At 55.2% G+C, this 26,545-nt stretch carries 26 protein-coding genes; 5 read left to right on the top strand and 21 right to left on the bottom strand.

Translation table 11 applies throughout. The annotated features are described in order from the left end of the window. Positions 1-7 precede the first annotated feature (7 nt). Together glgX and glgB are read right to left on the bottom strand one after the other, a co-directional pair. Positions 8-1,993 carry a glycogen debranching protein GlgX gene (gene glgX / locus AB3U87_RS16775; protein WP_394149825.1) on the bottom strand — a complete coding sequence of 662 codons (1,986 nt, stop codon included), beginning with the start codon at positions 1,991-1,993 and terminating at the stop codon, positions 8-10. Continuing rightward, positions 1,990-4,176: a 1,4-alpha-glucan branching enzyme gene (glgB, locus tag AB3U87_RS16770; protein ID WP_125289908.1), complete on the bottom strand. Its 2,187-nt coding sequence runs from the start codon at positions 4,174-4,176 to the stop codon at positions 1,990-1,992. The genes glgX and glgB overlap by 4 nt, the downstream gene beginning before the upstream one ends. A gap of 385 nt (positions 4,177-4,561) precedes the next feature. Between glgB and AB3U87_RS16765 the strand changes: the two genes are divergently transcribed. Then, positions 4,562-4,738, top strand: coding sequence for a hypothetical protein (locus AB3U87_RS16765; RefSeq protein ID WP_394149822.1), 177 nt, complete (start codon positions 4,562-4,564; stop codon positions 4,736-4,738). Here the strand turns inward: AB3U87_RS16765 and asd are convergent. Continuing rightward, a complete protein-coding gene (gene asd / locus AB3U87_RS16760) occupies positions 4,718-5,827 on the bottom strand; it encodes an aspartate-semialdehyde dehydrogenase (protein WP_253457550.1) in 1,110 nt (369 codons plus the stop codon). The genes AB3U87_RS16765 and asd overlap by 21 nt on opposite strands. Positions 5,828-6,068: 241 nt before the next feature. Here asd and AB3U87_RS16755 point away from each other — a divergent pair, with 241 nt between their 5' ends. Further along, positions 6,069-6,662 (top strand): YhgN family NAAT transporter, encoded by a 594-nt coding sequence (locus AB3U87_RS16755; RefSeq protein ID WP_125289910.1) that lies wholly within the window; start codon positions 6,069-6,071, stop codon positions 6,660-6,662. A 190-nt stretch (positions 6,663-6,852) separates the two neighbouring features. Further along, positions 6,853-7,332 carry a hypothetical protein gene (locus tag AB3U87_RS16750; RefSeq protein WP_394149820.1) on the top strand — a complete coding sequence of 160 codons (480 nt, stop codon included), beginning with the start codon at positions 6,853-6,855 and terminating at the stop codon, positions 7,330-7,332. 420 nt (positions 7,333-7,752) lie between these two features. On the opposite strand, the gene gntU is transcribed toward AB3U87_RS16750, so the two are convergent. From gntU to AB3U87_RS16730, 4 genes are all read right to left on the bottom strand, one after another. Next, the gene (gntU, locus tag AB3U87_RS16745; protein ID WP_125289912.1) at positions 7,753-9,093 is read right to left on the bottom strand and encodes a gluconate transporter; all 1,341 of its coding nucleotides are present in this window, start codon (positions 9,091-9,093) and stop codon (positions 7,753-7,755) included. Positions 9,094-9,099: 6 nt separating this feature from the next. Then, positions 9,100-9,633 carry a gluconokinase gene (gntK, locus tag AB3U87_RS16740; RefSeq protein WP_253457545.1) on the bottom strand — a complete coding sequence of 178 codons (534 nt, stop codon included), beginning with the start codon at positions 9,631-9,633 and terminating at the stop codon, positions 9,100-9,102. Positions 9,634-9,871: 238 nt separating this feature from the next. Continuing rightward, positions 9,872-10,867 (bottom strand): gluconate operon transcriptional repressor GntR, encoded by a 996-nt coding sequence (gene gntR / locus AB3U87_RS16735; RefSeq protein ID WP_253457542.1) that lies wholly within the window; start codon positions 10,865-10,867, stop codon positions 9,872-9,874. 94 nt (positions 10,868-10,961) lie between these two features. Continuing rightward, positions 10,962-11,657 (bottom strand): pirin family protein, encoded by a 696-nt coding sequence (locus AB3U87_RS16730; RefSeq protein WP_253457539.1) that lies wholly within the window; start codon positions 11,655-11,657, stop codon positions 10,962-10,964. Between the two features lie 387 nt (positions 11,658-12,044). Here AB3U87_RS16730 and AB3U87_RS16725 point away from each other — a divergent pair, with 387 nt between their 5' ends. Continuing rightward, positions 12,045-12,542 (top strand): GNAT family N-acetyltransferase, encoded by a 498-nt coding sequence (locus AB3U87_RS16725; protein ID WP_301251861.1) that lies wholly within the window; start codon positions 12,045-12,047, stop codon positions 12,540-12,542. A gap of 33 nt (positions 12,543-12,575) precedes the next feature. On the opposite strand, the gene ggt is transcribed toward AB3U87_RS16725, so the two are convergent. Next, positions 12,576-14,318, bottom strand: coding sequence for a gamma-glutamyltransferase (ggt, locus tag AB3U87_RS16720; protein WP_394149816.1), 1,743 nt, complete (start codon positions 14,316-14,318; stop codon positions 12,576-12,578). Positions 14,319-14,473: 155 nt separating this feature from the next. On the opposite strand from ggt, the gene AB3U87_RS16715 reads away from it, so the two are divergent. Beyond that, positions 14,474-14,764, top strand: a complete 291-nt coding sequence (locus AB3U87_RS16715; RefSeq protein ID WP_253457530.1) for a DUF2756 domain-containing protein — start codon at positions 14,474-14,476, stop codon at positions 14,762-14,764. A gap of 244 nt (positions 14,765-15,008) precedes the next feature. Here AB3U87_RS16715 and ugpQ read toward each other — a convergent pair whose 3' ends face one another. The 13 genes from ugpQ to livH all read right to left on the bottom strand — a co-directional run bounded on the left by ugpQ (position 15,009) and on the right by livH (position 26,529). Next, positions 15,009-15,752: a glycerophosphodiester phosphodiesterase gene (ugpQ, locus tag AB3U87_RS16710; protein WP_394149813.1), complete on the bottom strand. Its 744-nt coding sequence runs from the start codon at positions 15,750-15,752 to the stop codon at positions 15,009-15,011. Continuing rightward, complete coding sequence (locus AB3U87_RS16705) at positions 15,749-16,816, bottom strand: sn-glycerol-3-phosphate import ATP-binding protein UgpC (protein WP_394149811.1); 1,068 nt, start codon at positions 16,814-16,816, stop codon at positions 15,749-15,751. Before AB3U87_RS16705 ends, ugpQ begins: the two co-directional genes overlap by 4 nt. Position 16,817: 1 nt before the next feature. Next, positions 16,818-17,666, bottom strand: a complete 849-nt coding sequence (gene ugpE / locus AB3U87_RS16700) for a sn-glycerol-3-phosphate ABC transporter permease UgpE (RefSeq protein WP_253457522.1) — start codon at positions 17,664-17,666, stop codon at positions 16,818-16,820. Then, complete coding sequence (gene ugpA / locus AB3U87_RS16695) at positions 17,663-18,550, bottom strand: sn-glycerol-3-phosphate ABC transporter permease UgpA (protein WP_301730919.1); 888 nt, start codon at positions 18,548-18,550, stop codon at positions 17,663-17,665. Before ugpA ends, ugpE begins: the two co-directional genes overlap by 4 nt. Positions 18,551-18,628: 78 nt before the next feature. Next, positions 18,629-19,945, bottom strand: coding sequence for a sn-glycerol-3-phosphate ABC transporter substrate-binding protein UgpB (gene ugpB / locus AB3U87_RS16690; RefSeq protein ID WP_253457517.1), 1,317 nt, complete (start codon positions 19,943-19,945; stop codon positions 18,629-18,631). Between the two features lie 277 nt (positions 19,946-20,222). Beyond that, positions 20,223-20,639 carry a hypothetical protein gene (locus tag AB3U87_RS16685; protein ID WP_394149808.1) on the bottom strand — a complete coding sequence of 139 codons (417 nt, stop codon included), beginning with the start codon at positions 20,637-20,639 and terminating at the stop codon, positions 20,223-20,225. Further along, positions 20,636-21,241 carry a pesticin C-terminus-like muramidase gene (locus tag AB3U87_RS16680; protein ID WP_394149806.1) on the bottom strand — a complete coding sequence of 202 codons (606 nt, stop codon included), beginning with the start codon at positions 21,239-21,241 and terminating at the stop codon, positions 20,636-20,638. Before AB3U87_RS16680 ends, AB3U87_RS16685 begins: the two co-directional genes overlap by 4 nt. A 361-nt stretch (positions 21,242-21,602) precedes the next feature. Then, positions 21,603-22,031: a hypothetical protein gene (locus AB3U87_RS16675; protein ID WP_301251872.1), complete on the bottom strand. Its 429-nt coding sequence runs from the start codon at positions 22,029-22,031 to the stop codon at positions 21,603-21,605. A gap of 58 nt (positions 22,032-22,089) precedes the next feature. Then, positions 22,090-22,623, bottom strand: a complete 534-nt coding sequence (locus tag AB3U87_RS16670) for a lysozyme family protein (RefSeq protein WP_394149804.1) — start codon at positions 22,621-22,623, stop codon at positions 22,090-22,092. Positions 22,624-22,867: 244 nt separating this feature from the next. Beyond that, positions 22,868-23,575, bottom strand: a complete 708-nt coding sequence (gene livF / locus AB3U87_RS16665; RefSeq protein WP_253457502.1) for a high-affinity branched-chain amino acid ABC transporter ATP-binding protein LivF — start codon at positions 23,573-23,575, stop codon at positions 22,868-22,870. A gap of 1 nt (position 23,576) precedes the next feature. Beyond that, a complete protein-coding gene (gene livG, locus AB3U87_RS16660; protein WP_253457500.1) occupies positions 23,577-24,341 on the bottom strand; it encodes a high-affinity branched-chain amino acid ABC transporter ATP-binding protein LivG in 765 nt (254 codons plus the stop codon). After that, a complete protein-coding gene (locus tag AB3U87_RS16655) occupies positions 24,338-25,606 on the bottom strand; it encodes a high-affinity branched-chain amino acid ABC transporter permease LivM (protein ID WP_253457497.1) in 1,269 nt (422 codons plus the stop codon). The genes livG and AB3U87_RS16655 overlap by 4 nt, the downstream gene beginning before the upstream one ends. After that, the gene (gene livH / locus AB3U87_RS16650) at positions 25,603-26,529 is read right to left on the bottom strand and encodes a high-affinity branched-chain amino acid ABC transporter permease LivH (RefSeq protein WP_125289933.1); all 927 of its coding nucleotides are present in this window, start codon (positions 26,527-26,529) and stop codon (positions 25,603-25,605) included. Before livH ends, AB3U87_RS16655 begins: the two co-directional genes overlap by 4 nt. Positions 26,530-26,545 lie beyond the last annotated feature (16 nt).

Raw genomic sequence — 26,545 nt, 5'->3', positions numbered from 1 at the left:
ACTCCTGTTATGGTTGTTCCTGGAACACGCACACACCGTGCGCGGCTCCATGCCAGACAGTTAACAGAATGGGGTTGTTTTCCCCGGCGAAGGGCGGAATGGCGTGCCAGCGCCCTGGTGGCAGCGTGATGTCGCACACTTCTTCAGTGGCGTTCATCACGATCAGCCAATGCTGCGACAGCCGGATCTGCATCCTGCGTTCGCCGTGGTGCCAGGCGTCGGCAGACAGCGGCTGACCGTCCGGCCCAAGCCATTCCACGTTGCCGTCGTCAATCTGCCACCAGCGATCGGCCTGAAGCGCAGGAATGCGTTTGCGCAGGTGGATCAGGGCAGCAGTAAAAGTAAACAGTCCGCTGTTGTTGTTTTCCCAGTCGAGCCAGGTCAGCTCGTTATCCTGACAGTAGGCGTTGTTGTTGCCGTGCTGAGTGTGGCCGTGTTCGTCGCCGGCCAGCAGCATCGGCGTGCCCTGCGAGAGCAGCAGCGTGGTCAATAAGCCGTGTACGCTGCGCAAACGGTGCTCGGCTACCAGCAGCGGCGCGTTCAGCCCTTCAACGCCGTGGTTATAGCTGTAGTTGCCGTTGTGGCCGTCGCGGTTATCTTCGCCGTTGGCCTCGTTGTGTTTTTCGTTAAAGCAGACCAGGTCGGTCAGGGTAAAGCCGTCGTGCGCGGTGATCAGGTTGATGCTGGCCGAAGGCAGCCGCCCTTGCTGGTTAAAGATATCGCTGGAGCCGGCGAAACGTTTGGCGAACTCAGCATTGCTGCTGTCGCCGTTCAGCCAGAAGCGCCGCATCGTGTCGCGGTACTGGTCGTTCCATTCGGCAAACGGCGGCGGAAAGTTGCCGACCTGATAGCCGTCCGGGCCGATATCCCAGGGTTCCGCAATCAGCTTGCATTGAGAGAGCAGCGAATCTTCCTGCATCGCTTCAAAAATAGAGGCGTGCGGATGGTATTCCGGCGTGCGGCCCAGCACCGTCGCCAGGTCAAAGCGGAAGCCGTCGACGTGGCAAACCTCAACCCAGTACCGCAGGCACTCCAGCGTCCAGTCCAGCACGTTAGGATGGCTGATGTTGAGCGTGTTGCCGCAGCCGGTCCAGTTTTCATACTTGCCCTGCTCGTCCAGCCAGTAGAAGCTTTTGTTATCCACGCCGCGCTTCGACAGCATCGGCCCGGTTTCATCCAGCTCGGCCGTATGGTTAAACACTACGTCCAGCACCACTTCAATGCCTGCCGCATGCAGCGCTTTCACCGCCTGCTGGAATTCATCACGCGGATGCACGCCGTTCACGCCGGAAGCGTAGCGGGAATCCAGCGCATAAGGCGCCAGCGGGTTATAGCCCCAATAGTTGGTCAACCCAAGCCGCAGCAGACGCGGCTCGTGCGCGAAGAAGGCGACCGGCAGCAGCTCCAGCGTGGTAATGCCCAGCCGCTTGAAGTAGTCGATCATCACCGGATGGCCCAGCGCGGCATAGGTGCCCTGGATTTCTTTCGGAATACCGGGATGGCGTTTGGTCAGACCGCGTACGTGAGCCTCGTAAATAACGGTGGAGCCCCACGGCACGCGTGGCGATTTGTCGTCTTCCCAGTCGAAATCATCGGCCACGACCACGCTGCGCGGTGCAACTGCCGCGCTGTCTTTGGTATCCAAAACCTGTGGGCCGCACTGAAAACGAGGATCGTCAGTAACTTCACCGATCACTTCGCGCGCGCAGGGGTCAATCAGCAGCTTGTGTGGGTTGAAGCGATGCCCGGCTTCGGGCTGCCAGGGGCCGTGAACGCGGTAGCCATAAAGCTGGCCTGGTTTGGCGGCGGGCAGATAGCCGTGCCAGATATCGCCGGTGCGGGCGGGCAGCTCCATTCGCGTTTCAATGCCTCGCTCGTCAAACAGGCAAAGCTCTACCCGCTCGGCGTGTTGCGAAAACAGCGTAAAATTTACGCCCTTGCCGTCATAGGTCGCGCCTGTCGGCGTGGATTTACCGGGCTGCAATTGACTCATGAGGCCTCCCTGACCAGCCACACCGTAGCAAGCGGCGGCAAGGTCATACTGATTGAGTGTTCGCGGTTATGGCTCGGAATAGCCTCGCTGCTAATCGATCCCAGATTACCGACATTGCTGCCGTGATAATGCGCGGAATCGGTATTCAACACTTCCTGCCAGCTTCCTGATTGCGTAACGCCGAAACGGTAGTCGTAGCGCGTAACAGGCGTAAAGTTGCTGACTACAATCAGTTCATTGCCTTCACGATCGCGGCGCACAAAAACAAACACCGAGTTATCAAAATCATCCACGACCAGCCACTCAAAGCCCATCTGGTCAAAATCAAGCTGATACAGCGGCGGATGCTCGCGGTAGGTATGGTTCAGGTCGCGCACCAGGCGCTGCACGCCGTTGTGCCAGTTGTCCTCGCCCTCCAGCAGATGCCAGTCCAGGCTGATATCGTGATTCCACTCTTTGCCCTGCGCGAACTCATTGCCCATAAACAGCAGCTTTTTGCCGGGGAAGCCGTACATCCAGCCGTAGTAGGCGCGCAGATTGGCGAACTTCTGCCAGACGTCGCCGGGCATCCGATCCAGGATAGAACGCTTGCCGTGCACCACTTCATCGTGCGACAGCGGTAGCACGAAATTTTCGGTGGAGTTGTAAAGCATTCCGAAGGTCAGATTGTTGTGGTGATGCTTGCGGTAGAGCGGATCTACCTGCATGTAGTCCAGGGTGTCGTGCATCCAGCCCAGGTTCCATTTGTACCAGAAGCCCAGGCCGCCCGTTTCGGACGGACGCGTGACGCCCGGAAAATCGGTGGACTCTTCCGCCACGGTCACGGTGCCGGGCGCGGCGTTGCCCAGCGTGCGGTTGGTGTAGCGCAGGAAAGCGATAGCTTCCAGGTTTTCCCGGCCGCCAAAATGGTTAGGGATCCATTCTCCTTCCGCCCGGCTGTAGTCGCGATAGATCATGGAGGCGACGGCATCCACCCGCAGGCCGTCGATGCCAAAACGTTCGATCCAGTAGAGCGCGTTGCCGGTCAGATAGTTGCTGACTTCACGACGGCCAAAGTTATAAATCAGCGTGTTCCAGTCCTGATGAAAGCCTTCGCGCGGGTCGCCGTGCTCATACAGCTCGGTGCCGTCAAATTTAGCGAGGCCGAAATCATCGGAAGGAAAATGTCCCGGCACCCAGTCCAGCAGCACGTTCAGGCCGGCCTGATGGGCAACGGCAATAAAGTTACGGAACTCGTCGCGCGTGCCGAAACGGCGCGTTGGCGCATACATGCCGGTAGGCTGATAGCCCCAGCTGCCGTCAAACGGATGCTCGTTGATCGGCATCAGTTCAAGATGGGTAAAGCCCATCTCTTTGGCATAAGGCACCAGCTGCTCGGCCAGCTCTTTGTAGCTCAGCCAGTAGTTGTTGTCCGTATGGCGACGCCACGACCCGAGATGCACCTCATAAATAGAGATAGGCGCATCAAAATCGTTGGCCCGCTGGCGCGCTTCCGACATGGTGGTTTTAGGCGGAATGCCGCAAATCATCGAGGCGCTATCCGGCCGCATCTGCGCTTCAAAAGCATACGGGTCGGATTTCAGCCGCAGCTGCCCGTTTTTATCGATGATTTCATATTTATAAAGCTGCCCCTGCACGGCGCCGGGCACAAACAGCTCCCAGACGCCACTCTCCTGACGCAGCCGCATAGGATGGCGACGGCCATCCCAGAAGTTAAAATCGCCGACCACGGAGACACGACGGGCATTAGGTGCCCAGACGGAAAAGCGGGTGCCGATAACGCCGTCAATCACGTCCGAGTGCGCGCCCATGCTCTCATAGGGACGTAAGTGGGTGCCTTCCGCCAGTAGCCAGCTGTCCAGCTCTTTCAGCAGCGGCCCAAAGCGATAGGCATCATCCACCAGGTTTTGCTGACCGTGCCAGGTGACGGCCAGCTGGTAGCGGAACATATTTTTGCGGCGTGGGATCACGCCTTCGAAAAATCCCCGTGAATCAATACATTCCAGCTGAGCACATTTCCGGCCGGTATTGGTTTCGATTACCCAAACTTCGGTGGCGTCCGGCAACAGGGCGCGCACCGTCAATCCCTTTGGGGTTTGATGCATGCCGAGTAGCGAAAAGGGGTCAGCATAATGACCGGAAATTAACGCATTAATTAACCGGCGATCCGTAAGCTCTGACATGACTGTACCTGTAATGTATGGCAGGCGATCCTTTTTCAGAAAAAAACGAATGCGCTGCTCTTCATTGAGCCAAAAGCACGCTGGCGGGTACGGCCTGACATCCTGTGCAAAAAACCGCCGCAGCGTGCGACAACTTCTGTTGAATACTCAAAACGTGATCGGACGTGGCAGACAGCGCCAAACATCCCGTAATCGGGCGATACAGCTAAGCATAGCCAGGGCGCCAGTAAAGCCAGGGTCGAATGAAGAAAAAATATTGCTTTCAGATCAAACTTTCACAGATTAGTAAGCGGCATGGAAAAGCAGGGAAGCCGGAGCGATAAAATTCCCCTCAGGGAACAAATGCAGTTAAGGCGCACGGTTAACCGCTTTCACCGATCGCGACATGTTGACCGTTGATGAATGTTTAAACAGCGCAACTGTTATCGTTAATGTTGGGAAAGATATGGAAATTAAAAATGGAAAAGTAATCTTCGCGGCACGACAGGCACGACCGCGTGCAGGTGAAAGCGCCCTGCCGTTCTGGCAGGGCGAGGCGGTCTTAATCCACCAGCAGTCGTAGCATCCGGCGCAGCGGCTCGGCGGCCCCCCACAGCAGCTGGTCGCCAACGGTAAAGGCAGAAAGATACTCCGGCCCCATATTCAGCTTGCGCAGACGGCCCACAGGCGTTTTCAGCGTGCCGGTCACCGCCGCTGGCGTCAGCTCGCGCAGGGTCAGCTCACGGTCATTTGGCACCACGGTAGCCCATTCGTTATGGGCAGCCAGCAGCTGTTCGATTTCCGCCAGCGGCACATCCTTTTTCAGCTTCAGCGTAAACGCCTGGCTGTGGCAGCGCAGCGCGCCAACGCGCACGCACAGGCCGTCGACCGGAATAGTGCGCGCCGGCTGCAGGATCTTGTTGGTTTCCGCCTGGCCTTTCCACTCTTCGCGGCTCTGGCCGTTTTCCAGCTGTTTGTCGATCCACGGGATCAGGCTACCCGCCAGCGGTACGCCGAAGTTATCGGTTGGCAGCACGCCGCTGCGGCTCATCTCGGTGACTTTGCGTTCGATATCCAGGATAGCGGAGGCCGGATTTTGCAGCTCTTTCGCCACGCCGTCGTGCAGCATTCCCATCTGTGCCAGCAGCTCACGCATATGCCGCGCGCCGCCGCCGGAAGCCGCCTGATAGGTCGCCACGGACGCCCACTCCACCAGATCCTGGGCAAACAGGCCGCCCAGCGACATCAGCATCAGACTGACGGTGCAGTTGCCGCCCGCAAAAGTTTTAATGCCTTTGTCCAGACCCTGACGAATAACGTGGTGGTTGACCGGATCCAGGATAATCAGCGCGTCGTCCTGCATACGCAGCGTGGAGGCCGCATCAATCCAGTACCCCTGCCAGCCTGCCGCACGCAGCTTTGGATAAATCTCGGTGGTGTAGTCGCCGCCCTGGCAGGTGATAATGATATCCAGCGCCTTCAGCGCGTCCAGGTCATACGCATTTTGCAGCAGGCCCGGAGACTGACCGCCAAACTGCGGCGCGGCCTGACCATGCTGAGACGTGGAGAAAAATACCGGGCGAATGACGTCAAAGTCGCGCTCTTCCGTCATCCGCTGCATCAGCACGGAACCGACCATGCCGCGCCAACCAATTAAGCCTACTGATTTCATATTGCACCTGTTTCAGGCTGGTTTGCCCGTCTGCGAGTAGCCTTGAGCCGCCCGCTGGCGAAAGGCAAACTGTCTGCGACAAAAACGCCTGACCTGTTAGAGTAAGTGATAAGAAAGAAATATGGCTATCACCTTACAAAATGCAGCAAAAGTGGCAAGTGAATTAATTCGATTAGCGCGGCTTTTTTAGCAGAGCTGCTTATAACGGAAGACCAGCCCCGGTGGAAAGAAGGAGAAACCCATGACAGAGATGATTTCGGTGACCATATTATTGCTGCTTATTATGGATCCGCTGGGCAATTTGCCGATTTTTATGTCGGTTTTAAAGCATCTGGAGCCGAAACGTCGTCGGACGGTGCTGATTAGGGAAATGCTGATCGCGCTGGCGATTATGCTGCTGTTCCTGTTTGCCGGTGAAAAAATTCTCGCGTTTCTGAACCTGCGAACGGAGACCGTCTCGATTTCCGGCGGCATTATCCTGTTTCTGATCGCTATCAAGATGATTTTCCCCTCGCACGAAAGCAACAGCAGTGGCCTGCCCGCAGGCGAAGAACCTTTTCTGGTGCCGCTGGCCATTCCGCTGGTGGCTGGGCCTTCGCTGCTGGCGACGCTAATGCTGCTGTCGCATCAGTATCCCAACAACATCGGCTACCTGGCGGGCTCGCTGCTGATCGCCTGGGGCGCTACGGTGGCGATACTGCTCTTTTCGGGGCTGTTTTTACGGCTGCTGGGCGAAAAAGGCGTTAACGCGCTGGAGCGTCTGATGGGCCTGATCCTGATTATGCTGGCCACCCAGATGTTCCTGGACGGGATCCGCGCTTATCTGAAGCTCTGATCGGAACACAACCACTGTATGAAATGTTTTGCCGCTTCTGTCGGGCGGCATTGCGCCTTTTCCCCCTGAACAGGGCATCAGTTATTCGGTAGTACAGTAACAAACGCTGTCTGTACTCTCTGAAGGTCTGTATAATTTTCAGGCGAATTTATTAACTGACAGCGGATAAGATAAGTCCAAAGGATTGGCAATGATGAAAATTACGGTACAGCCTTTTAAGCTGCCGGTGCGTACCCGAAACGTCTGCTATATCGCTACGGTTGAAAAAAGAGCGGATAAGACAGAGGAATACATTATTGATATAGAACGCCTGCCCAGTCAGTTTCATGAAATTTTCGCAGGTGACTATTCTCCTCACACCCTTCAAAACGATTTTTATCTCTTCAATTTTTACACGTTAGAAGCAGTCATGACCGATTCCCCTCTATTTTCGCCGGGTAAAGAAATGAATTTTTCCTGGCTCGAGCTGAAAGAATTTATGTTAAAAGCAGTGGGCGGAGCAATCACGGATTTTGTTGCTAAATACGCGCCGCAGGCCGTGGTAGCTATTCCCGTCCGGCCCGGGCTTGGCAAGCTATATGACGAAGTACTGAGTGAAAATGAACAAAATTCAGGCTATCATTACGTCTCAAAATACAGGGAATGGGGGATCTATGTCATTGAAACCTGATTGTGAAACCGGGCATTCAGCACACGGGTTAACTCGTGAAGAGGTAATGCGTATGGCTCGACAGCATAAAACCCAGCGAGCAATCGAACTTTCATCTGCCATTCGTGAAGCTGGCGGGATCGGAAATCTGGGAGCACCGTTGCCGGATGCGATGTTACGCCGCTCGGTTCAGAAGTAATTCAGAAGCCGTTGCCTGCATAACAATCAATCGCGACTGTCAAAGAGTGGCTGCTGACGGCAAGATTTTACTGTTTGGGATCGGTCTGGTCGTGGCGTCCGCAGAGCCAACGACGCCGGCTATTCTCGTGGGATGGTTGCCTTATTAGTTATTGCGCCCTACCTGCTGTTCCCCTTTCTGATTTTTCCTCCTTCAGCAAAAGAAAAAGGCGAGCGGCGCTAAGCCGCCCGCCGATCAATACATTAAGAAAGCAGCGCAAAGGCGATCATACCCACGATAGCGCCGGTAGTGCCGAGGATGGTTTCCATCATCGTCCAGGTCTTCAGCGTCTGCCCTTCGGTTGCGCCGGTAAAACGGCCGAACAGCCAGAAGCCCGCGTCGTTAACGTGGCTGAATATGATCGAACCGCCCGCGATACAGATGGATAATGCCGCCATCTGCGCGCCGGAATAATGCAGCGGTTCAATTACCGGCATAATCAGTCCTACCGCCGTCAGACAGGCGACCGTTGCGGAGCCCTGAATGATGCGCACCGCGCCCGCCAGGATAAAGCAGGCCAGCGCCACCGGTAGGCCCGCGCCGGTCAGCGCATGCCCCAACGCCGGGCCAACGCCCGAATCCACCAGCACCTGCTTAAAGACGCCGCCCGCGCCAATCACCAGCAGAATGATACCCGCCGGCTGCAACGCGCTGCCGCAAATCTGCATCACCCGCTCTTTATCCATCCCCTGACGATACGCCAGGCCATAAATAGCCAGCAAACAGGCGAGCAGAATGGCGATAAACGGATGGCCGATAAATTCCAGCCACTCATAGAGCGAAGTGCCTTCGGTCGCAAAGCGCGCGCCGATGGTTTTCAGCCCGACCAGCACCAGCGGAAACAGGATCAGTGACAGGCTGAAGCCGAACGAGGGCAGCTTGCTCTCATCAAACTCAGGATGGTTGTCCTCTGTCGGCAGCGTAAATTCCACGTGTCGGCTGATAAAGTTGCCGAACAGCGGGCCGGCGATCAGCATGCTGGGGATCGCCGCGCAGACGCCGAGCAGGATCATCCAGCCGAAATCGACGTGCATCTGCGAAGCCAGCAGCATCGGCGCCGGGCCGGGCAGCAAAAACGCCGCCGCCGCCGCCACGCCAGCAAACAGCGGGATAACCAGCTTGACCAGGTTGTCGCCGGTGCGGCGCGCCACGGCGAAGGCGATGCTGATCAGCAGCACCACCGCCACCTCAAAGAACAGCGGCAGCGCGCAGATCAGCCCGGCGATGCCCATCGCGTAGTGCGCGCGGCTTTCACCAAACGTTTTCAGCATCTTGATCGCTATTTGATCGACCGCGCCGGTTTCGTGCAGAATTTTACCGAACATCGCACCCAGCGCGACGACCACGGCCAGGAAGCCCAGCGTGCCGCCCATGCCTTTTTGCATGGTGGCGGCAATGTCATCCAGCGGCATCCCGGAGAAGATCCCGGCGCCGACAGAGACCAGCATCAGCGCCAGAAAGGCGTGCATCCGCGCTTTCATCACGAGGAACAGCAGCAGCAGGACAGAGCCTGCCGCGGTTAATACCAGTGTTGCAGTTGCCATGACACCCTACTTATTTATCGCACCTTCGATGGTGGCGATAGTGGTAGCCACAACTTCATCCAGCGTCTGGTTGATATCCACGACCAGCACGTCGCGCTCGTCGCTGCCCGGCTCCTCCAGCGTTTCAAACTGCGTGACCAGCATCTGCGGCTTGAAGAAGTGCCCTTTACGCGCGCGCAGACGGCCCTCAATGGTATCGAAATCGCCCTTCATATAGATGAACGACAGGTTGTCATTGCCCTCGCGCAGAATGTCGCGGTAGCTCTTTTTCAGCGAGGAACAAACGATCAGCGAAACCTGATTGGTACGCTGCATAGCAAACGCGGCGTCGTTAATCGCCTTCAGCCAGGGACGGCGGTCGTCGTCGTTCAGGGGATGACCGTCCGCCATCTTTTGAATATTGCTGCGAGGATGCAGGAAATCGCCATCCAGGAAGGCCGCTTTCAGATGATAAGCGACGGCATTGGCAACGGCCGATTTGCCGCTGCCGGATACGCCCATCAGCACAAATACATGATTGGACGGAAAAGAGTTGTTCATTGTTTTACTCCGGCGAAGATGTCAGGGACCTGCCCATTATTGTTAGCGTTATGTTGTTATCGGTAACATTGTCTGGACGCCCGTGAAGTATGGCAACAGCCAGAGCGGAAAAAGCTGGTAAATGTGAGATGGTTCAAAAAAATGACAGATTAGGAGTGGCTGCGGCACAAAGGGACAAAGAACCGGGCAGATCGGCTCTATGGGATCAAACAGAGCCGACGGGATCGGCTCTATGGAATCAAATACTGCCGCCTTCAGAAATCGTAAAGCCGACGTCGATCTGCTGCGATCCGGTTTGCTCGCCGCGAATGCGCGCCAGCAGGAGCGAGGCGGAAACCTGCCCCATTTTTTCACGCGGCGTCAGCACGGTGGCCAGCTCTGGCGTGACCACCTGGGTGATGTCGTGGCCGTGGAAGCCCGCGATAGCAATATCCTGCGGCACGCGCAGCCCCTGCCGCTGGCATTCAAACATGGCGCCTATCGCTAAATCATCGTTGGTGCAAAACAGACTGTCTGTATCAGGATAGCGCTGCTGCGCCGCCAGCATCAGCGTGCCGCCCATCGAAAAAGAAGAGGCTTCTTCCATCATGATGCTGCGCGGCTCCAGGTTCGCTTCGCGCATCGCCTGTTCATAACCCTGATGCTTCAGCAAAGTACGTTCGTCCAGCCTCGCCCCCAGATAAACCGTGCGGCGATGTCCCTTGCGCAGGATAGCGTGGGTCATCTGCCGCGCCGCCTCGACGTTATCAAACCCTACCGCCAGATCCAGGCAAGGCGAAACGCAGTCCATCATCTCCAGCACCGGGATCCCTGCGGTTTCGATCATCCGCAGGCTGGCTGGCGTGTGGGTGCGTTCGGTCAGGATCAGCCCGTCGATATTCCAGCCCAGCAGCGAGCGCATCTGTAGCTCTTCTTTTTCCGCGCTGTAGCCAAAATGGCCCAGCATGGTCTGATAACCTGCCGCATCGGTTACGGCTTCGATGCCGCGCAGCACGTCGGCGAAAACCTGGTTGGTAAGAGAAGGCAGCAGCACGCCGATCGCCCGGCTGGTGGCGTTAGATAAAATATCGGGCGCGCGGTTAGGGATATAGCCCAGCTCATCGAGCGCGGCGGCAATACGGCTTTGCAAGGCAACGGAAACCTGATCGGGATTGCGCAGATAGCGGCTGACGGTCATCTTGGTGATGCCCACACGATCGGCAACGTCCTGTAGCACCGGTCTTTTCTTCTTCATTATTTTCAGGGAGTCAGAGGGTGGATCGCTTGAGTGTAACAAAATTGGCGGGAAAACGGTGAAGGGCGCGGCAGGCCGCGCCCAAAGTGTGATCTTAAACCGGCGGCAGATCGAACAGCAGGATTTCGGCGTCGCTGGCGGCTTCCAGGCTCAGCGAAGCTTCATCCCAGATAGCGAAAGCATCGCTGGTGCCCGCTTTTTCGCCGTTGACCGTGACGTCGCCTTTCACCACCTGGATCCAGATACGACGGTTCGGCTCAACCTGTACGGTATCCTGCTCGCCCTGCTTCAGCACCCAGCGGGAAAGCGTCATATCCTGATAAACTTTCAGCGAGCCTTCACGCGCATCCGGCGACAGCACCAGCTGGCGGCCCTGAACATCCGCGAAACGACGCTGATCGTAACGTGGCGTGATGCCCGTTCTTTCCGGAATAATCCAGATCTGATACAGGTGCAGCGGCACGTCTTTGCTGGCGTTGTACTCAGAGTGACGCACGCCGGTGCCGGCGCTCATAATCTGGAACTCGCCCGCCGGGATCTGCTCCTTATTGCCCATGCTGTCTTCATGCTCAACGGTACCGGAAAGCACATACGTCAGGATTTCCATATCTTTATGGGGATGAGTGCCGAAGCCCTGGCCGCCATCAATAACATCTTCGTTAATCACTCGCAGCGCCGAGAAGCCCATAAAGTTGGCGTCGTAGTAGTTAGCGAAAGAAAACGTGTGCCAGCTGTCCAGCCAGCCGTGGTTAGCGTGACCGCGTTCTTGTGCTTTGCGTAAGTAAATCATGTTCAATCCTCCTCAACGTTTTCACATAGTCTGGACCTGTGCTGACCGGGAAGATAGCGGAGAAAATTGTCTCCTCTGTTCAAATTATTCGATGAAATTAACAGGCGTCTTTCAGACCGTTTGCGCAAGCAGATAAGAAGGGAGAAAACGGAGGTTGCCGCCGGGCAGGCAAAAAAAAAGCCAGCACCCGAGCTGGCTAAATAATATTGGAAGCAATGTGAGCAATGTCGTGCCTTCCCGACCGGTCCGTGAAGCCCAAGTCGAAAACGCATGACAATAATAATCATTATCATTCGCACTTGTAAAGCCTCTGCGGCATTTTTTTCGCTTGCTTTTGCGCCAGAATCCCCTGAATTTAAGCAGGAAATAACCAAAAGGAGCGAGAGAATGAGTGAGATAGTGATAAGACACGCCGTCGTTGAAGACGCTGCCGCGCTGCATCGTATTGTCAGCCAGCCGGAAACCTACACCGACACGCTACAGCTTCCTCATCCCTCGCTTCAGCTTGTTCAGGAACGTCTACAGAAACTTCAGCCCGGCATGCAGCGGCTGGTCGCCTGCGTTGATGAACAGGTGGTCGGCGACTTATATCTGGAGGTTAACGGCCGCGCGCGTCGGCGGCATACCGCGACTTTTGGACTCTGCGTCGATTATCACTACCGTGGTCGCGGCGTGGCCTCCGCATTGATGCAGGAGATGGTCAGCCTGTGCGATAGCTGGCTGAGCGTCGAGCGCATTGAGCTGACGGTATTTGCCGACAACGACACGGCGGTAAGATTGTATCAGCGGTTTGGTTTTGAAACGGAAGGCGTGGCGCGACGCTATGCCGTACGCAACGGCAAACAGGTGGATGCGCTCTATATGGCGCGTTTGCGCGCCGCTTAAAACACAGGGGCGATAAAATATCGCCCCTTCTCGTTAATAACCTGCCGTCAGATCGTCAACAGAGCGAGGATCGGAAGCGCCATACAGGGTGCCGTCCGGGCCGATCATAATGCTCTGCGTGCTGCCCATCGCAGGCAGTACCTTAACGTGCTGCCCTTTTGCCTCCAGCAGCTTCAGCGTATCCGGGCTGAAGCCTTTCTCCACGCGCAGCTGATCCGGCAACCACTGATGATGAAAGCGCGGCGCGTTGGTCGCTTCCGCCACGTTCATACCGAAATCGATGCTGTTAACGACCATTTGCAGCACGGTTGTAATAATACGGCTGCCGCCCGGACTGCCCGTCACCAGCCAGGTTTTGCCGTCTTTGGCGACGATGGTCGGCGACATGGAAGAGAGCGGCCTTTTGTAAGGCTGCACCGCATTTGCCTCGCCGCCGACCAGACCATAAATATTCGGCGTGCCCGGCTTGGCGGAAAAATCGTCCATTTCGTTGTTGAGCAAAATGCCGCTCTTGCCCGCCACGATCCCGCTGCCAAAATAGGTGTTCAGCGTATAGGTCACCGCGACCGCATTACCCTGCTTATCGACCACGGAAAAATGCGTGGTCTGATTGCTCTCATAAGGCGCCAGCTTGCCGGGTTTAATCTCTGTCGAAGGCAGCGCTTTGTTCACGTCAATCTGCTGGGCCAGCGATTTCGCATAGGCTTTACTGGTCAGCGCCTGCCACGGCACTTTCACAAAATCAGGATCGCCCAGATACTCAGAACGATCGGCGTAGGCATGTTTTTCCGCTTCCGCCATCACCTGCATAGCGTCGGCGCTGCCAAAGCCCATTTTCGCCAGATCGAAGTTTTCCAGGATATTGAGGATTTCCACTATATGGATCCCGCCGGAAGAAGGCGGCGGCATAGAAAAGACTTCATAACCGCGATAGGTGCCGCTGATGGGCTTACGCTCGACCGCTTTATAATTGGCCAGATCCGCTTTGCCGATCAGGCCGCCGTTCGCCGCCATTTCCGCGGCGATTTCCGAGGCGATCTCCCCTTTATAGAAAGCGTCCGGGCCTTGCGTCGCAATCAGCCGCAGGCTACGGGCAAGATTATGCTGCACCAGCTTTTCGCCGCGCGCGTAGGGCTGGCCGTCTGCTTTATAAAAAACGGCTTTACTGTTGGGGTGCGTAATCAGCACTTCTTTGCCGTACACTTTCAAATCATCAGCCAGCGCTTCGTTAACCACGATGCCTTTTTCCGCCAGCCTGATGGCCGGTGCGATCAGCTGCGCCAGCGGCAACGTGCCGTACTCTTTATTCGCCAGCGCGAAACCGGCCACGGTGCCCGGCACGCCGGAAGCCAGATGGGAGGTCAGCGACTTTTTACCGTCGGCGTTGCCCTGGGCGTCTAAAAACATATCGCGACTGGCTTTAATCGGTGCCATTTCACGAAAATCAATGGCGGTAGCGTGGCCGGAAGCGGTACGGATTAGCATAAAACCGCCGCCGCCAAGGTTACCGGCCTGCGGATGCGTGACGGCCAGCGCATAGCCGACGGCGATGGCGGCATCTACCGCATTGCCGCCGCGTTTCAGCACATCCACGCCTGCCTGGGTGGCGAGCGCATCTACCGAGGCCACCATGCCGTGCTGCTCTTTTACCGGATGGAAAGTATCGGCGTCCACGCCGTACGAGATTGGCGGCGTGGTGGGCGCTGCCGTCGCGCCCTGCCAGAAAATCAGTCCTGCTATCAACGATGCTGCCAGCGTCACTCTGCCCTGCCCCATATTCACCTCTTATTAGAATTATTTACGTTTGTTTACCGTCTCTAACTATGCACAAAACAAGCGAAAAGGCGAGAAAACCTACAAATTCAGACTGGCCCTCAGGCCAGAACAGCGCGGCTGACATACACTGGATAGACAGCTTAGGGAGGTATTTGATGAAATGGTTACTCGTGTGTGCCGCGCTGCTGCCGTTAAGCGGCATGGCCAATATGCTAAATAATAATCAGCCTAACCAGCCGGGCTATAACCCCAGCTCGCAGCGGATGCAGCAGCAGATGCAGACGCAGCAGGTTCAGCAACAGCGGAAACTGCAGCAGGATCAGCAGCAGCAAAGCCAGCAGCTACAGCGAAAGGTGCAGGATCAGCGTAACAGCGCTTCCCAGCGCGTGTTGCAGACGCAGCCCGGCAGCACTACTCAGCCGTCGGTGCAGCAGAATACAAATTAAGGTCAGGCCAACAGCCGGATTGCCCCAGTTGGACGATCCGGCGATATCAATCACCGCCCGGTAGCATTACTCAGCCGTTGGTGCAGCAGAATAGGGATTAAGATGGGACTGTAGCCGAATCGCGTCGGTTCGACGATTCGGTGCTATCAATCGCAGCCCGGCAGCACCACTCAGCCAGAATACACATTAAGGTCAGGCCAGCAGCCGGCGCGCGTTCAGTAAGGCGCTAGCTGTATCAGCGTCTTCAAGTGAAATCTGCGCCTATCAGGTCAATGCGGTCGGTACAGATGGCGTCAACGCCCCAGTCCAGCAGCTCTTTTGCCCTTTCGGGTTGATTAACCGTATAAACCAGAATCCGCAGCTCCGCCGCTTTGAGCGCCGCCACTCTCTCCCGATCCAGAACCTTATGATTGAAATGTACCGAGACGCAATCCAGCCGCTGCGTCAGCTGCTGCCAGTCGTCATGCCATTCGTGCAGCAGCAACCCGCGCGGCAGCTCCGGCGCGGCCTGCATGGCGGCTTCCAGCGCTTCAAAAGAGAACGAGGAGAGCAGCGGTGCGGTCTGCCAATGCCACAGCTCGCGCGCGGCCAGCGCCACCACGCGTCCGGTTTCCGCTTCCAGACCGGTTGTGGGCTTGATTTCAATATTTGCCATCATGCCGTAAGAAGCGCAGCGCTGCGCCACCTGAGACAGCAGCGGCAGACGCTCGCTGGTGAAATCTTTGCCAAACCAGCCGCCCGCATCCAGCTGGATCAGCTTTTCCCATGGCAGCTGTCCGGCGATGCCCCAGCCGTTGCTGGTTCTGTCGAGCGTGTCGTCATGCAGCAAAAAAATTTCGCCGTCCAGCGAGAGCTTGACGTCGAACTCAATCATCTTGTGCCCCAGCCGCGCGCCGGTATCAATACCGGCGAGGGTGTTTTCCGGGGCCAGCTTGCCGCCGCCGCGATGCGCGACGATGGTCGGGTAAGGCCAGGCTTTAGCAGTCATTCGAGCCGTTGTCCGTTGTCCGTATCAAAGAAGTGTAGCGAATCAGCCGGCAGCTGTAGCCACAGCAGGCTGCCGATAGCCGGGCGCTCGATGTGCGGCAGCCGCACCACCATATTGTGGCCGCCCCAGCGCCCGTGCGCCAGGTTGTCCGCGCCCAGCATTTCCAGCGTTTCCACCGTCAGCGCCAGCCCGCTTTGCCGATCGGCCAGCTTAATATGCTCCGGGCGGATCCCCAACGTCAATCGGCGTCCGGCCCACTGCGGCCTGGCCTGAGGCAGCGGCACGGCGCTGTCGCCCAGCAGCAGCCGCGTGCCGGTCGGATCGATCTCGCCTTCCAGCAGGTTCATCGCAGGCGCGCCAATAAAGCTGGCAACGAAGCGCGTGGCCGGACGCTCATAAATCTCTACCGGCGTGCCCAGCTGCTCCAGCACGCCTTTGTTCATCACCATCACCCGCTGCGCCAGCGTCATCGCCTCCACCTGATCGTGCGTCACGTACAGGCTGGTAGTCTGCAGGCGACGATGCAGCTGCTGTAGCTCCAGCCGCATCTGCACCCGCAGCCGCGCGTCCAGATTTGATAACGGCTCATCAAACAGGAAAACCGCCGGTTCGCGAACGATAGCGCGCCCCATCGCCACCCGCTGCCGCTGACCGCCGGAAAGCTCGCGCGGACGACGGTGCAGCAGCGCTTCCAGCTCCAGGCTTTTCGCCGTTTCCAGCACGCGCTGGCGGATATGCGCTTTGCCCATGCCGCGAATTTTCAGCCCCCATGCCATGTTTTCTTCCACGCTCATATGGGGATAAAGCGCATAGTTCTGGAAAACCATCGCGATGCCGCGATCTTTCGGCTCCCGCTCGGTGACGCGTTCGCTGTCGATATAGATATCGCCGCTGCTGACCCTTTCCAGCCCGGCGACCATGCGCAACAGCGTCGATTTACCGCAGCCGGAAGGGCCAACCATCACCATAAACTCACCGTCGCGAATATCGACGTCAAGCGGCTGAATAATCTGGTTTTTACCGTCGTACGTTTTGGTAACGGCCTGAAATTTTACCCCTGCCATGCTATTTCTCGCTCTCTACCAGCCCGCGAACGAAAGCGCGCTGCATCACTAAAACAATCACTACCGGCGGGATCATGGTCAGCAGCATTGCGGCCATCACCAGATTCCACTGCGTGGGCGTGCCGTCGCCGGTGCCGATCATGCTGCGAATGCCCGCCACGGCGGTGCCCAAATCAACATCATTAATAATCAGCAGCGGCCAGAGATACTGGTTCCAGCCATAGATAAAGGTGATAACAAACAGCGCGGCCAGATTGGTTTTCGACAGCGGCAGCACAATGTCCCAAAAGAAGCGCATTGGCCCGGCGCCGTCGATGCGCGCCGCTTCGACCAGCTCGTCAGGCAGCGTCATAAAAAACTGGCGAAACAGGAAGGTGGCGGTGGCGGAGGCCATCAGCGGCAGCGTCAGCCCGCTATAGCTATCCAGCATCTTCAGGTCTGCAATCACTTCTACCGTCGGGAAAATGCGCACCTCGACCGGCAGCATCAGCGTGATAAAAATCATCCAGAAAAACAGGCCGCGCAGCGGAAAGCGAAACCAGACCAGCGCAAAAGCGGAGAGGATAGAAACCGAAATCTTCCCTGTGGTTATCGCCAGCGCCATCAGCGTGCTGTTAAACAGCATCCTGCCGAAAGGCGCGCTGTTCTGTCCCACGCCGTGCTGCCAGATAAAGCTCACGTTGTGCCACAGCGAACGGCCGGGGATCAGCGACATCGGTACCCGGAACACCTCGCTGTCGTTCAGCGTAGCGGCCACAAAAGCGACATAGAGCGGAAACAGCACGGTAAGCGCGCCCAGACCCAGCATGATCTGACTGAAAAGGGCCAGCCCGCGTCGGTTTTCAATCATTGGTAGCGCACCTTTTTCTCAACAAAACGGAACTGGATCACCGTCAGCCCGATGACCAACACCATCAGCACCACCGACTGTGCGGAAGAAGAAGAGAGATCCAGACCGGCAAAGCCTTCGCGATAGATTTTGTAGATAAGCGTGGTGGTGGACTGCACCGGCCCGCCGCCCGTGGCGGCATCGATCACCGGGAAAGTGTCAAAGAAGGCGTATACCAGATTGACCACCACCAGAAAGAAGCCCACCGGCGTAATCAGCGGCAGCGAGAGGTAAAAAAAACGGCGTACCGGGCCTGCGCCGTCGATAGCCGCCGCTTCGATCAGCGATTTGGGAATGGACTGAAGCGCCGCAAAAAAGAACAGGAAGTTATAGCTCATTTGCTGCCAGACGGAAGCCAGCACGACCAGCGTCATCGCCTGGCCGCTGTTTTGCGCATGGTTCCAGCTATAGCCCAGCTGCGCCAGAAAATGCGTAATCAGGCCCTGCCCCGGACTGAACAGGAACATCCACAGCACCGCCGCTACCGCAGGCGCTACTGCATAAGGCAGCAGAAACAGCGTCTGGTAAAAGCGCTTCAGGCGCAGGACATGATCGGTCAGCGCGGCAAAAAACAGCGAAACGATCAGGCCGATGACCGTAACCAGGCCGCTAAAAATCAGCGTGGTTTTAAAGGAATCGAGATAGTACTCATCGTCCAGCAGCCTGGTGAAATTTTCCATGCCGACAAACGTGCTGGAAAGACCAAAAGGATCGACGCGCTGCACCGAATACCATAAGGCTTCACCAGCGGGCCACAGGAAAAAAATCAGCGTAATCAACAGCTGCGGCAACATTAATAAATAAGGCAGCCAGCGTGAACGAAAAACAGGGCGTGAAGAGGACATATAAAGCTCGATAACGGTGCGGCGCGAGGGTTTTAGCGAGGCGCTGCCGTACGCTGTATAGCACGGCAGCGCTACAGATTATGGCTTAACGGTTTGCTCAAAGCGCCTGAGCAGGAGATTGCCACGCTTCACTGCGTTATCCAGCGCGGCCTGCGGCGTTTTTTTGCCGGTCCAGACGCCTTCCAGCTCCTCATCCACGATAGTGCGGATCTGCGGCATATTGCCCAGCCGCATCCCTTTAGTGAACGGCAGCGGCGGCTTGTTCAGCATCTGACGCGTAGCGATATCGGCGCCCGGATTTTTCTCGTAGAAGCCCTGCTGACGGGTCAGCTCGTAGGCCGCCGTGGTGATCGGCAGATAGCCTGTTTTCTGGTGCCATTCGGCGGCGATTTCCGGCTGTGTCAGGAACTGCATAAACGATGCCACGCCTTTATAGGTCGCTTCATCTTTCCCTTTCATTACCCACAGGCTGGCGCCGCCGATAATGGCGTTTTGCGGGGCATTCGGCACCGTCTCGTCGTACGGCATCATGCCGACGCCATAGTTAAATTTGGCATAGTGACGGATATCGGCCAGCGAGCCGGAGGATGCCGTGGTGATACCGCAGTCGCCGTTATAGAACTTGGCGGTGGATTCGTCTTTACGGCCAAAATAGGTAAAGTCGCCTTTTTTATTCATCTCTGCGAGCTGCTGAATATGGCGTACCTGGGTCGACTTATTAAATTCCAGCTCTGCATCGGTGCCGTCAAAGCCATTGTTTTTTGTAGCGACCGGCAGGCCGTGCCAGGCGCTGAAGTTCTCGATCTGGATCCAGCCCTGCCAGCCGCTGGCATAGCCGCAGCTCATGCCTGCTTTACGCAGCGCTTCGGCATCTTTAGCCAGCGCCTGCCAGGTTTTCGGCGGCTGCTCCGGATCCAGACCCGCTTTTTTAAAAGCGTCCTTGTTGTAATAAAGCACCGGCGTAGAACTGTTGAAAGGCTGGGAGATCAGATGGCCGGTTTTGGCATCGCTGTAATAGCCCGCTACCGTCGGCACAAACTGTTTTTCATCGAAGGCAATACCCGCGTTTTTAAAAACCTCGTACACCGGCACAATTGCCCGTGAAGCCATCATCGTGGCGGTGCCGACTTCATAAACCTGAAGAATGGCAGGTGCGCGGTCAGAACGCACGGCGGCGATCCCCGCAGCCAGGCTTTGCTCGTAGTTACCTTTATAGGTAGGCACGATTTTGTAATCAGGGTGCGATTGGTTAAAGCGCTGCGCCAGCGAATTGACCTCTACGCCCAGCTCGCCCTCCATCGAGTGCCAGAAAGGGATCTCGGTGACAGCCAGCGCCTGTGCGCTAAAGGCCAGCCCCAGTGCAATACATATGGTATGTCGGAAGAACAATGGCATGTCGGTTTCCTGTACCCGGTGTTGTTACGCGCAAAGCCGCGCCCTGTAACGCTTCGGCAGGTAAAATGACATGCAAAAATGACGGAAAGATAACAATGGCATGACAGCCGGATGACGGGCTGGTGACGGAGAGAAGACGGAGGTGGCGACGATAACGGCGATAACGGCGATAACGGCGATAACGGCGATAACGGCGATAACGGCGATAACAGGTTATCGTTACAAATACAGCTAAGCACAGCATGAAATTCTTCTGCGCGGTTTGATTGAGGAAGTATCAAATATTCATCTCGCCTTCCTCGCTAAAAATTTTGTTAAAACCCTCACGACCATTTTTTTTGTAAATGGTTAAAACCCATTTACTCAGGTCTGACTGATTGTTTAATCTTGTCTCTGGGCGAAATATTTCATACTTATAGTTTCCTCGATAAAAATTATATCCTCTTAGATTACGCCCGAATCCTGTTGTAATAGTCTCCCCAAAGACGCTATACTTTTCCTTTTTTCCCTTATCAACTATTTCAGCTTTAACTTTTTTGCAATCAGTCAAAACCTGGCAGTCACTATCGTTGATATATATATTATAAGCACCTCCGATAAAGTTCACCTGTTCAAACTCAACCTGCGCGTTTACAGTGCAAGGAGCGGTATAAAACAGTGCCAACAGAATTATAAGAATCAACTTTATTTTCATTTTCTATTTTCCAATAAATATTTTATCCTTTGCCGATTTTCATCATCTTTTTTCAGTCGGGAGTGCGTTTTTATCAGCCTGACAACATCATTCTTGTCATTATTTGAAAAAAATCTGACCATGCCAGTACGAAGCACGCCCTGGTACTTCATATCAATAAAAACATCTTTAATTCTTTGGTCTAAATCCAACCATGAGATCGAGGCAGGCTTGCGGTACTTATTGTAAAATCTTTTTGCATCAATGATATATTCATCATAAACTGCTTCAAACAGCTTCAGTTGCTGCACTTCTGTTATCTCACCAATTTCATTTTTATGCTGTCTGACGAATTTTTTAGCCTCACAAAATTTAAGCTGGCTACCTGTAGAAATTTTTTCTGCTTTTTTCGCCTCTACCCCAGCCTTTATCAAATAACTATAGGATTCCGCTTTGGTTCTGCTGCCCATATCGAATCCGCGTCCAATCGTCACGCCCGACGCATCCCCCTGACAAGCTGAGGCATTGCCAGGCCAGTGAATAACTCTGGAATAATAACGACTTCCTCTGAAATTATTGCCTTCCGCACGAAAAGTAAGTAGCCCTTCCTTTGGTTCCGACATAGCCTCTCCTTGTGCTTATTCGTCATTCAAATATGAACAAAAATCATACGCCTGCTTCGTGCATATCCGCAATAAATTTTCGATCAGTTCAGTATTAAGAGTCGTTAGTTATATTCGTCACCATTCCAGAAAAATGATTGATATCACTTGGGTTTTAAGGATTTTACCAGATTTAATATAAGAAATTTGCGTTGTTTGTTATCCATAACTTGCCTGCCTTTGTAGTTAATAAGAGAATAGAAAAGCAGGGTATTACACAAATCTAATTACACCCTATAATAATTATCGATCAATCGTATTCGACAATTTTTTCGTGATGAACTTGACCGTTCACAAACATCCCTGAAATGAAACCTGTGATTTATTGAAAGTCATATTTTTTATAAAAATTTATGCGTTGTTCATAAAATCTTATCATGCACTGACTATAAAGCGTATGCCATGCTGGCGAATCTATTATAACCTGATCGGCCCAGGCCTGACATTCACTTTGCATATATTTATCAAAATAGCCTTTAGCTTTTTTGGTTTTCTGAAGAAACCCATTGTAATTCAAAAAATTACTTTTATTTTTTATTATTTCATTAATAAACGTTTGGTAAGTGCGATTGTAATCCGCATTACGTTTTAACTCCAGCGCCGTAAAACAGCCCGCTATAGCGCTAACAGGGCCTTCATTAAGGCAGAATGCTATGGTACTCTCTTCTACTGTAGACGCCTGAGAAAATAGGGGCAGTGGCACAATACTCATCATAATAACAATCATCAATTTTATTTTTTTATAAAGCATTTTTTAACGCCTCCCTTCTTCTTATATATCTGTCCTTGCCATATAAATCCCCAATCGATTAAATTAATTTTAAAGCACTGCCAATATCGTTACGCTTAAAAGAGGATACATAACCAATTGTCATTGCCCCCTGATAGCGCATATCAATAAATACCTCTTTTAAAACCGGATGTAGCTCCCGCCAGGCTACCGCATTAGCGCCCTTATATTTATTATAAAAACGCTTAGCTTTATTAGTATATTCAGGGTAAACAGCTTCAAACAGCATCAGCTGCTGTAATTCGGTTATCTCACCAATTTCATTTTTATGCTGTCTGACAAATTTTTCAGCCTGACAAAATTTAAGCCGGCTACCTGTAGAAATTTTTTCTGCTTTTTTCGCCTCTACCCCGGCCTTTATCAAATAACTATAGGATTCCGCTTTGGTTCTGCTACCCATATCGAATCCGCGTCCAATCGTCACGCCCGACACATCCCCCTGACAAGCTGAGGCATTGCCAGGCCAGTTAATTACTCTGGAATAATAACGACTTCCTCTGAAATTATTGCCTTCCGCACGAAAAGTAAGTAGCCCTTCCTTTGGTTCCGACATAGCCTCTCCTTGTGCTTGTTTTCCATTCACTGCTGAACAAAAATCATACTCCTACTACGTAGCTATCTGCAATGTTTTAAGGCGGCATTTTATAAGGTTACGCAGCGTTGGCTTGAAAAATAAATACAGAAAACTTCAGAAAGAGAATAAGCGGGAGAACATTTTAATAACGTGGAAAATAAGCAGACTATTAATTAAAAAGTACCGGAAATAATAAAGGGGCCGGTAAACCAGCCCCGTAATCTCAGCCGCCCAGATAGGCGCTGCGTACCGCTTCGTTAGCCAATAGCGCCTCGCCGCTGTCGCTCAGCACCACGTGGCCGTTCTCCAGCACGTAACCGCGATCGGCCAGTTTCAGCGCCTGATTGGCGTTTTGTTCCACCAGGAAGATGGTCATTCCCTCCTGACGTAGCTGCTCGATGGTGTCGAAGATCTGCTGAATAATGATCGGCGCCAGCCCCAGCGACGGCTCGTCCAGCAGCAGCAGGCGCGGCTGGCTCATCAGCGCGCGGCCAATCGCCAGCATCTGCTGTTCGCCACCGGACATGGTGCCCGCACGCTGCACGCGGCGTTCATAAAGTCGCGGAAAAAGCTCGTAGACGCGCCTGATACGTGACTGATACTGCTGACGATCGGCAAAAAAACCACCCATCGCCAGGTTCTCATCTACCGTCATGCGGGAAAAGACCCGGCGGCCTTCCGGCACGATGGCTATCGCCTCGCGCATAATGCGCGCCGTTTGCCAGTCGGTAATATCCTTGCCGTCAAAAACCACCCGTCCCTGAGTCGCACGCGGTTCTCCGCAGAGCGTACCCAGAATGGTGGTTTTCCCCGCGCCGTTAGCCCCAATCAACGTAACGATTTCGCCCTGATTGATATGCAGACTGACGCTGTGCAATGCCTGGATTTTTCCATAGTGCGCGCTGACGTTTTCCAGAGAAAGCATAGCCATTTTATGCTTCTCCCAGATAAGCGCGGATCACGTCCGGGTTGTTGCGGATCTCTTCCGGCGTGCCGTTTGCCAGCGGCGTGCCCTGATTGACCACATAGATGCGATCGGAAATGCCCATGACCAGTTTCATATCGTGTTCAATCAACAGTACCGACACCTTGTGTTCGTTGCGCAGCTCGGCGATCAGCTCGTCCAGCTCCAGCGTCTCTTTGGGGTTCAGGCCCGCCGCCGGTTCATCCAGCATCAGGATTTGCGGGCGCGTAACCATACAGCGGGCGATTTCCAGGCGACGCTGCTGACCGTAGGCCAGATTGCCCGCCTGACGGTTAGCGAGCGTCAGTAATCCTACGCGATCCAGCCAGCTGGCCGCCCGGTCCAGCGCTTCGCTTTCCGCTTTACGGAAGCCCGGCGTTTTCAGCAGTCCGGCAAACACGCCACTTTTCAGATGTTGATGCTGCGCTACCAGCAGGTTTTCAATCACCGTCATTTCACGGAACAGGCGAACGTGCTGGAAAGTGCGCACGATACCCATCCGCGCGATCTCCTGCCCCGCCAGGCCCGCCAGCTGGCGCTCGCCCAGCCTGATACTGCCGCCCGTCGGCCGGTAAAAACCGGTCAGGCAGTTAAATACCGTAGTCTTACCCGCGCCGTTGGGGCCAATCAGCGAGACGATCTCCTGCTCTCGCAGCTCCAGCTCGACGTTGTTGACCGCGAGCAGGCCGCCAAAGCGCATCATCAGGCCGTTTACGGCCAATAAAGGCTTCATGGCTGCTCTCCTTTTTTCACGCTTTTTAACTTCAGGTGCGGACGCTGCATCGGCAGCAGGCCCTGCGGTCGCCAGATCATCATCAGCACCATCAGGCCGCCCAGCACCAGCATGCTGTATTCATTCAGATCGCGCATCAGCTCGCGTGAAACCACCAGCAGCACGGCAGCGAGGATCACGGCGAACTGCGACCCCATGCCGCCTAACACCACGATAGCCAGCACAAAGGCCGATTCGGCGAAGGTAAAAGACTCCGGGCTGACAAAGCCCTGCCGCGCAGCGAACAGACTCCCCGCGAAACCAGCAAAAGCGGCGCTGATGGTAAAGGCGGTGAGCTTGATGCGCGTCGGACTGAGGCCCAGCGAACGACAGGCGATTTCATCCTCGCGCAGCGCTTCCCAGGCGCGACCCAGCGGCATTCTCAGCAGCCGGTTGATCACAAACAGCGTCAGCACAACCAGCAGCAGCGCCACCATATAGAGAAAGATAATGCGGTCGCTGGGATCGTATTTCAGGTTAAAGAAATGGTGGAAGGTGTCCCAGCCGCCGTCGCGCACGCTGCGGTTAAACTCCAGACCGAAAAACGACGGTTTCGGGATCTGGCTGATGCCGTTTGGCCCACCGGTGATCTCGGTGTTGTTCAGCAGCAGAATACGGACGATTTCGCCAAAGCCCAGCGTGACTATCGCCAGGTAATCACCGCGCAGGCGCAGTACCGGAAAACCCAGCAGCAGGCCGAACAGCGCGGCCACGATGCCCGCCAGCGGCAAACATTCCCAGAAGCCCAGACCGAAGTAGTGATTAAGCAGCGCAAAGGTGTAGGCGCCGATGGCGTAAAAGCCGCCGTAGCCCAGCACCAGCAGGCCGGAAAGCCCGACCACCACGTTCAGTCCCAGGCCCAGCATTACATAAATCAGGGTCAGCGTGGCGATATCGACCGTGCCGCGAGACACCATAAAAGGCCAGGCCGCAGCGGCGACGATCAGCAGCAGCAAAAAGAGTTTCTGCTTTGGCGTGGAGCCGTCAATGCCCGGCAGCACCAGCGAAGGCGCGGAAATTTTCTTTAGCCCGCGCTGAAAAACCGGCCGCAGCAGCTGAAAGAAAAAGACCACGGCGCAGCCGAGGGCGATCCAGTTCCAGCGCACGCTGCCGGCGTTGTTAACCACCAGATGCGTGCCGTCCAGGCTAAGGCGCATCCCCATAAAGAAGGCGGCCAGCACCACCAGCATCAGCGCGGAAACAGAGGCGTTAAGCAGGTTTTTCATACCTTTTCTACCTCCGGACGGCCCAGAATGCCGGTTGGCATTACCAGCAGCACAACGATCAGCAGCGCAAAAGAAACCACGTCTTTATATTCAGTGCTGAGGTAGGCGGAGGTCAGCGCTTCGGCAATACCCAGGATCAGGCCGCCCAGCATCGCGCCGGGAATGCTGCCTATGCCGCCCAGCACGGCCGCGGTGAACGCTTTCATCCCGGCCATAAAGCCGATGTAAGGATTGATGACGCCGTAGAACTGGCCCAGCAGAACGCCCGCTACCGCCGCCATTGCCGCGCCGATCACAAAGGTCAGCGAGATCACGCGATCCGTGTTAATACCCAGCAGGCTGGCCATTTTCAGATCTTCGGCGCAGGCGCGGCAGGCGCGACCCATGCGCGAGTAGCGGATAAACAGCGTAAGGGCCAGCATCGCGACAAAGGTCACCACCCAAATCACTACCTGCATAGTGGAGATGGTGGCGGCAAAACCGTTACTGACGCCCAGCGTCCACTGCCCGCTGACCAGGCCCGGCAGGGCCAGATCGCGCGAGCCCTGAGTCAGGCTGACGTAGTTTTGCAGAAAAATAGACATACCGATGGCGGATATCAACGCGATCAGCCGCTTGGAGGAACGCACGGGCTTATAGGCCACGCGTTCGATGCTCCAGCCATAGGCGCTGGCGATAACGATAGCCACCAGAAAACCGGCGCCGATCAACAGCCAGCTGGCATCAATGCCCATCATCATCAGCGCGGCAATGACGATAAAAGAGACGTAGCTGCCGATCATATACACTTCGCCGTGAGCGAAGTTGATCATGCCGATGATGCCGTACACCATGGTGTAGCCGATGGCGATCAGCGCATAGGTGCTGCCCAACGTGACGCCGTTGAACATCTGCTGCAGGAAATAGAGAAACTGCTCGGACATAAAGAATACCTTACTG

This window comes from Erwinia plantamica (assembly GCF_043420595.1).
Taxonomy (GTDB): Bacteria; Pseudomonadota; Gammaproteobacteria; order Enterobacterales; family Enterobacteriaceae; genus Erwinia; species Erwinia aeris.
Note: the sequence above shows the minus strand (reverse complement) of the source record. Positions and strands in the feature narration are given on the sequence as shown.

What these genes read in the sequence shown, in the direction of transcription:
- glgX (WP_394149825.1), bottom strand. Translation starts at nt 1,993, where the DNA reads ATGAGTCAATTGCAGCCCGGTAAATCCACGCCGACAGGCGCGACCTAT.
- glgB (WP_125289908.1), bottom strand. Translation starts at nt 4,176, where the DNA reads ATGTCAGAGCTTACGGATCGCCGGTTAATTAATGCGTTAATTTCCGGT.
- AB3U87_RS16765 (WP_394149822.1), top strand. Translation starts at nt 4,562, where the DNA reads ATGTTGACCGTTGATGAATGTTTAAACAGCGCAACTGTTATCGTTAAT.
- asd (WP_253457550.1), bottom strand. Translation starts at nt 5,827, where the DNA reads ATGAAATCAGTAGGCTTAATTGGTTGGCGCGGCATGGTCGGTTCCGTG.
- AB3U87_RS16755 (WP_125289910.1), top strand. Translation starts at nt 6,069, where the DNA reads ATGACAGAGATGATTTCGGTGACCATATTATTGCTGCTTATTATGGAT.
- AB3U87_RS16750 (WP_394149820.1), top strand. Translation starts at nt 6,853, where the DNA reads ATGATGAAAATTACGGTACAGCCTTTTAAGCTGCCGGTGCGTACCCGA.
- gntU (WP_125289912.1), bottom strand. Translation starts at nt 9,093, where the DNA reads ATGGCAACTGCAACACTGGTATTAACCGCGGCAGGCTCTGTCCTGCTG.
- gntK (WP_253457545.1), bottom strand. Translation starts at nt 9,633, where the DNA reads ATGAACAACTCTTTTCCGTCCAATCATGTATTTGTGCTGATGGGCGTA.
- gntR (WP_253457542.1), bottom strand. Translation starts at nt 10,867, where the DNA reads ATGAAGAAGAAAAGACCGGTGCTACAGGACGTTGCCGATCGTGTGGGC.
- AB3U87_RS16730 (WP_253457539.1), bottom strand. Translation starts at nt 11,657, where the DNA reads ATGATTTACTTACGCAAAGCACAAGAACGCGGTCACGCTAACCACGGC.
- AB3U87_RS16725 (WP_301251861.1), top strand. Translation starts at nt 12,045, where the DNA reads ATGAGTGAGATAGTGATAAGACACGCCGTCGTTGAAGACGCTGCCGCG.
- ggt (WP_394149816.1), bottom strand. Translation starts at nt 14,318, where the DNA reads ATGGGGCAGGGCAGAGTGACGCTGGCAGCATCGTTGATAGCAGGACTG.
- AB3U87_RS16715 (WP_253457530.1), top strand. Translation starts at nt 14,474, where the DNA reads ATGAAATGGTTACTCGTGTGTGCCGCGCTGCTGCCGTTAAGCGGCATG.
- ugpQ (WP_394149813.1), bottom strand. Translation starts at nt 15,752, where the DNA reads ATGACTGCTAAAGCCTGGCCTTACCCGACCATCGTCGCGCATCGCGGC.
- AB3U87_RS16705 (WP_394149811.1), bottom strand. Translation starts at nt 16,816, where the DNA reads ATGGCAGGGGTAAAATTTCAGGCCGTTACCAAAACGTACGACGGTAAA.
- ugpE (WP_253457522.1), bottom strand. Translation starts at nt 17,666, where the DNA reads ATGATTGAAAACCGACGCGGGCTGGCCCTTTTCAGTCAGATCATGCTG.
- ugpA (WP_301730919.1), bottom strand. Translation starts at nt 18,550, where the DNA reads ATGTCCTCTTCACGCCCTGTTTTTCGTTCACGCTGGCTGCCTTATTTA.
- ugpB (WP_253457517.1), bottom strand. Translation starts at nt 19,945, where the DNA reads ATGCCATTGTTCTTCCGACATACCATATGTATTGCACTGGGGCTGGCC.
- AB3U87_RS16685 (WP_394149808.1), bottom strand. Translation starts at nt 20,639, where the DNA reads ATGAAAATAAAGTTGATTCTTATAATTCTGTTGGCACTGTTTTATACC.
- AB3U87_RS16680 (WP_394149806.1), bottom strand. Translation starts at nt 21,241, where the DNA reads ATGTCGGAACCAAAGGAAGGGCTACTTACTTTTCGTGCGGAAGGCAAT.
- AB3U87_RS16675 (WP_301251872.1), bottom strand. Translation starts at nt 22,031, where the DNA reads ATGCTTTATAAAAAAATAAAATTGATGATTGTTATTATGATGAGTATT.
- AB3U87_RS16670 (WP_394149804.1), bottom strand. Translation starts at nt 22,623, where the DNA reads ATGTCGGAACCAAAGGAAGGGCTACTTACTTTTCGTGCGGAAGGCAAT.
- livF (WP_253457502.1), bottom strand. Translation starts at nt 23,575, where the DNA reads ATGGCTATGCTTTCTCTGGAAAACGTCAGCGCGCACTATGGAAAAATC.
- livG (WP_253457500.1), bottom strand. Translation starts at nt 24,341, where the DNA reads ATGAAGCCTTTATTGGCCGTAAACGGCCTGATGATGCGCTTTGGCGGC.
- AB3U87_RS16655 (WP_253457497.1), bottom strand. Translation starts at nt 25,606, where the DNA reads ATGAAAAACCTGCTTAACGCCTCTGTTTCCGCGCTGATGCTGGTGGTG.
- livH (WP_125289933.1), bottom strand. Translation starts at nt 26,529, where the DNA reads ATGTCCGAGCAGTTTCTCTATTTCCTGCAGCAGATGTTCAACGGCGTC.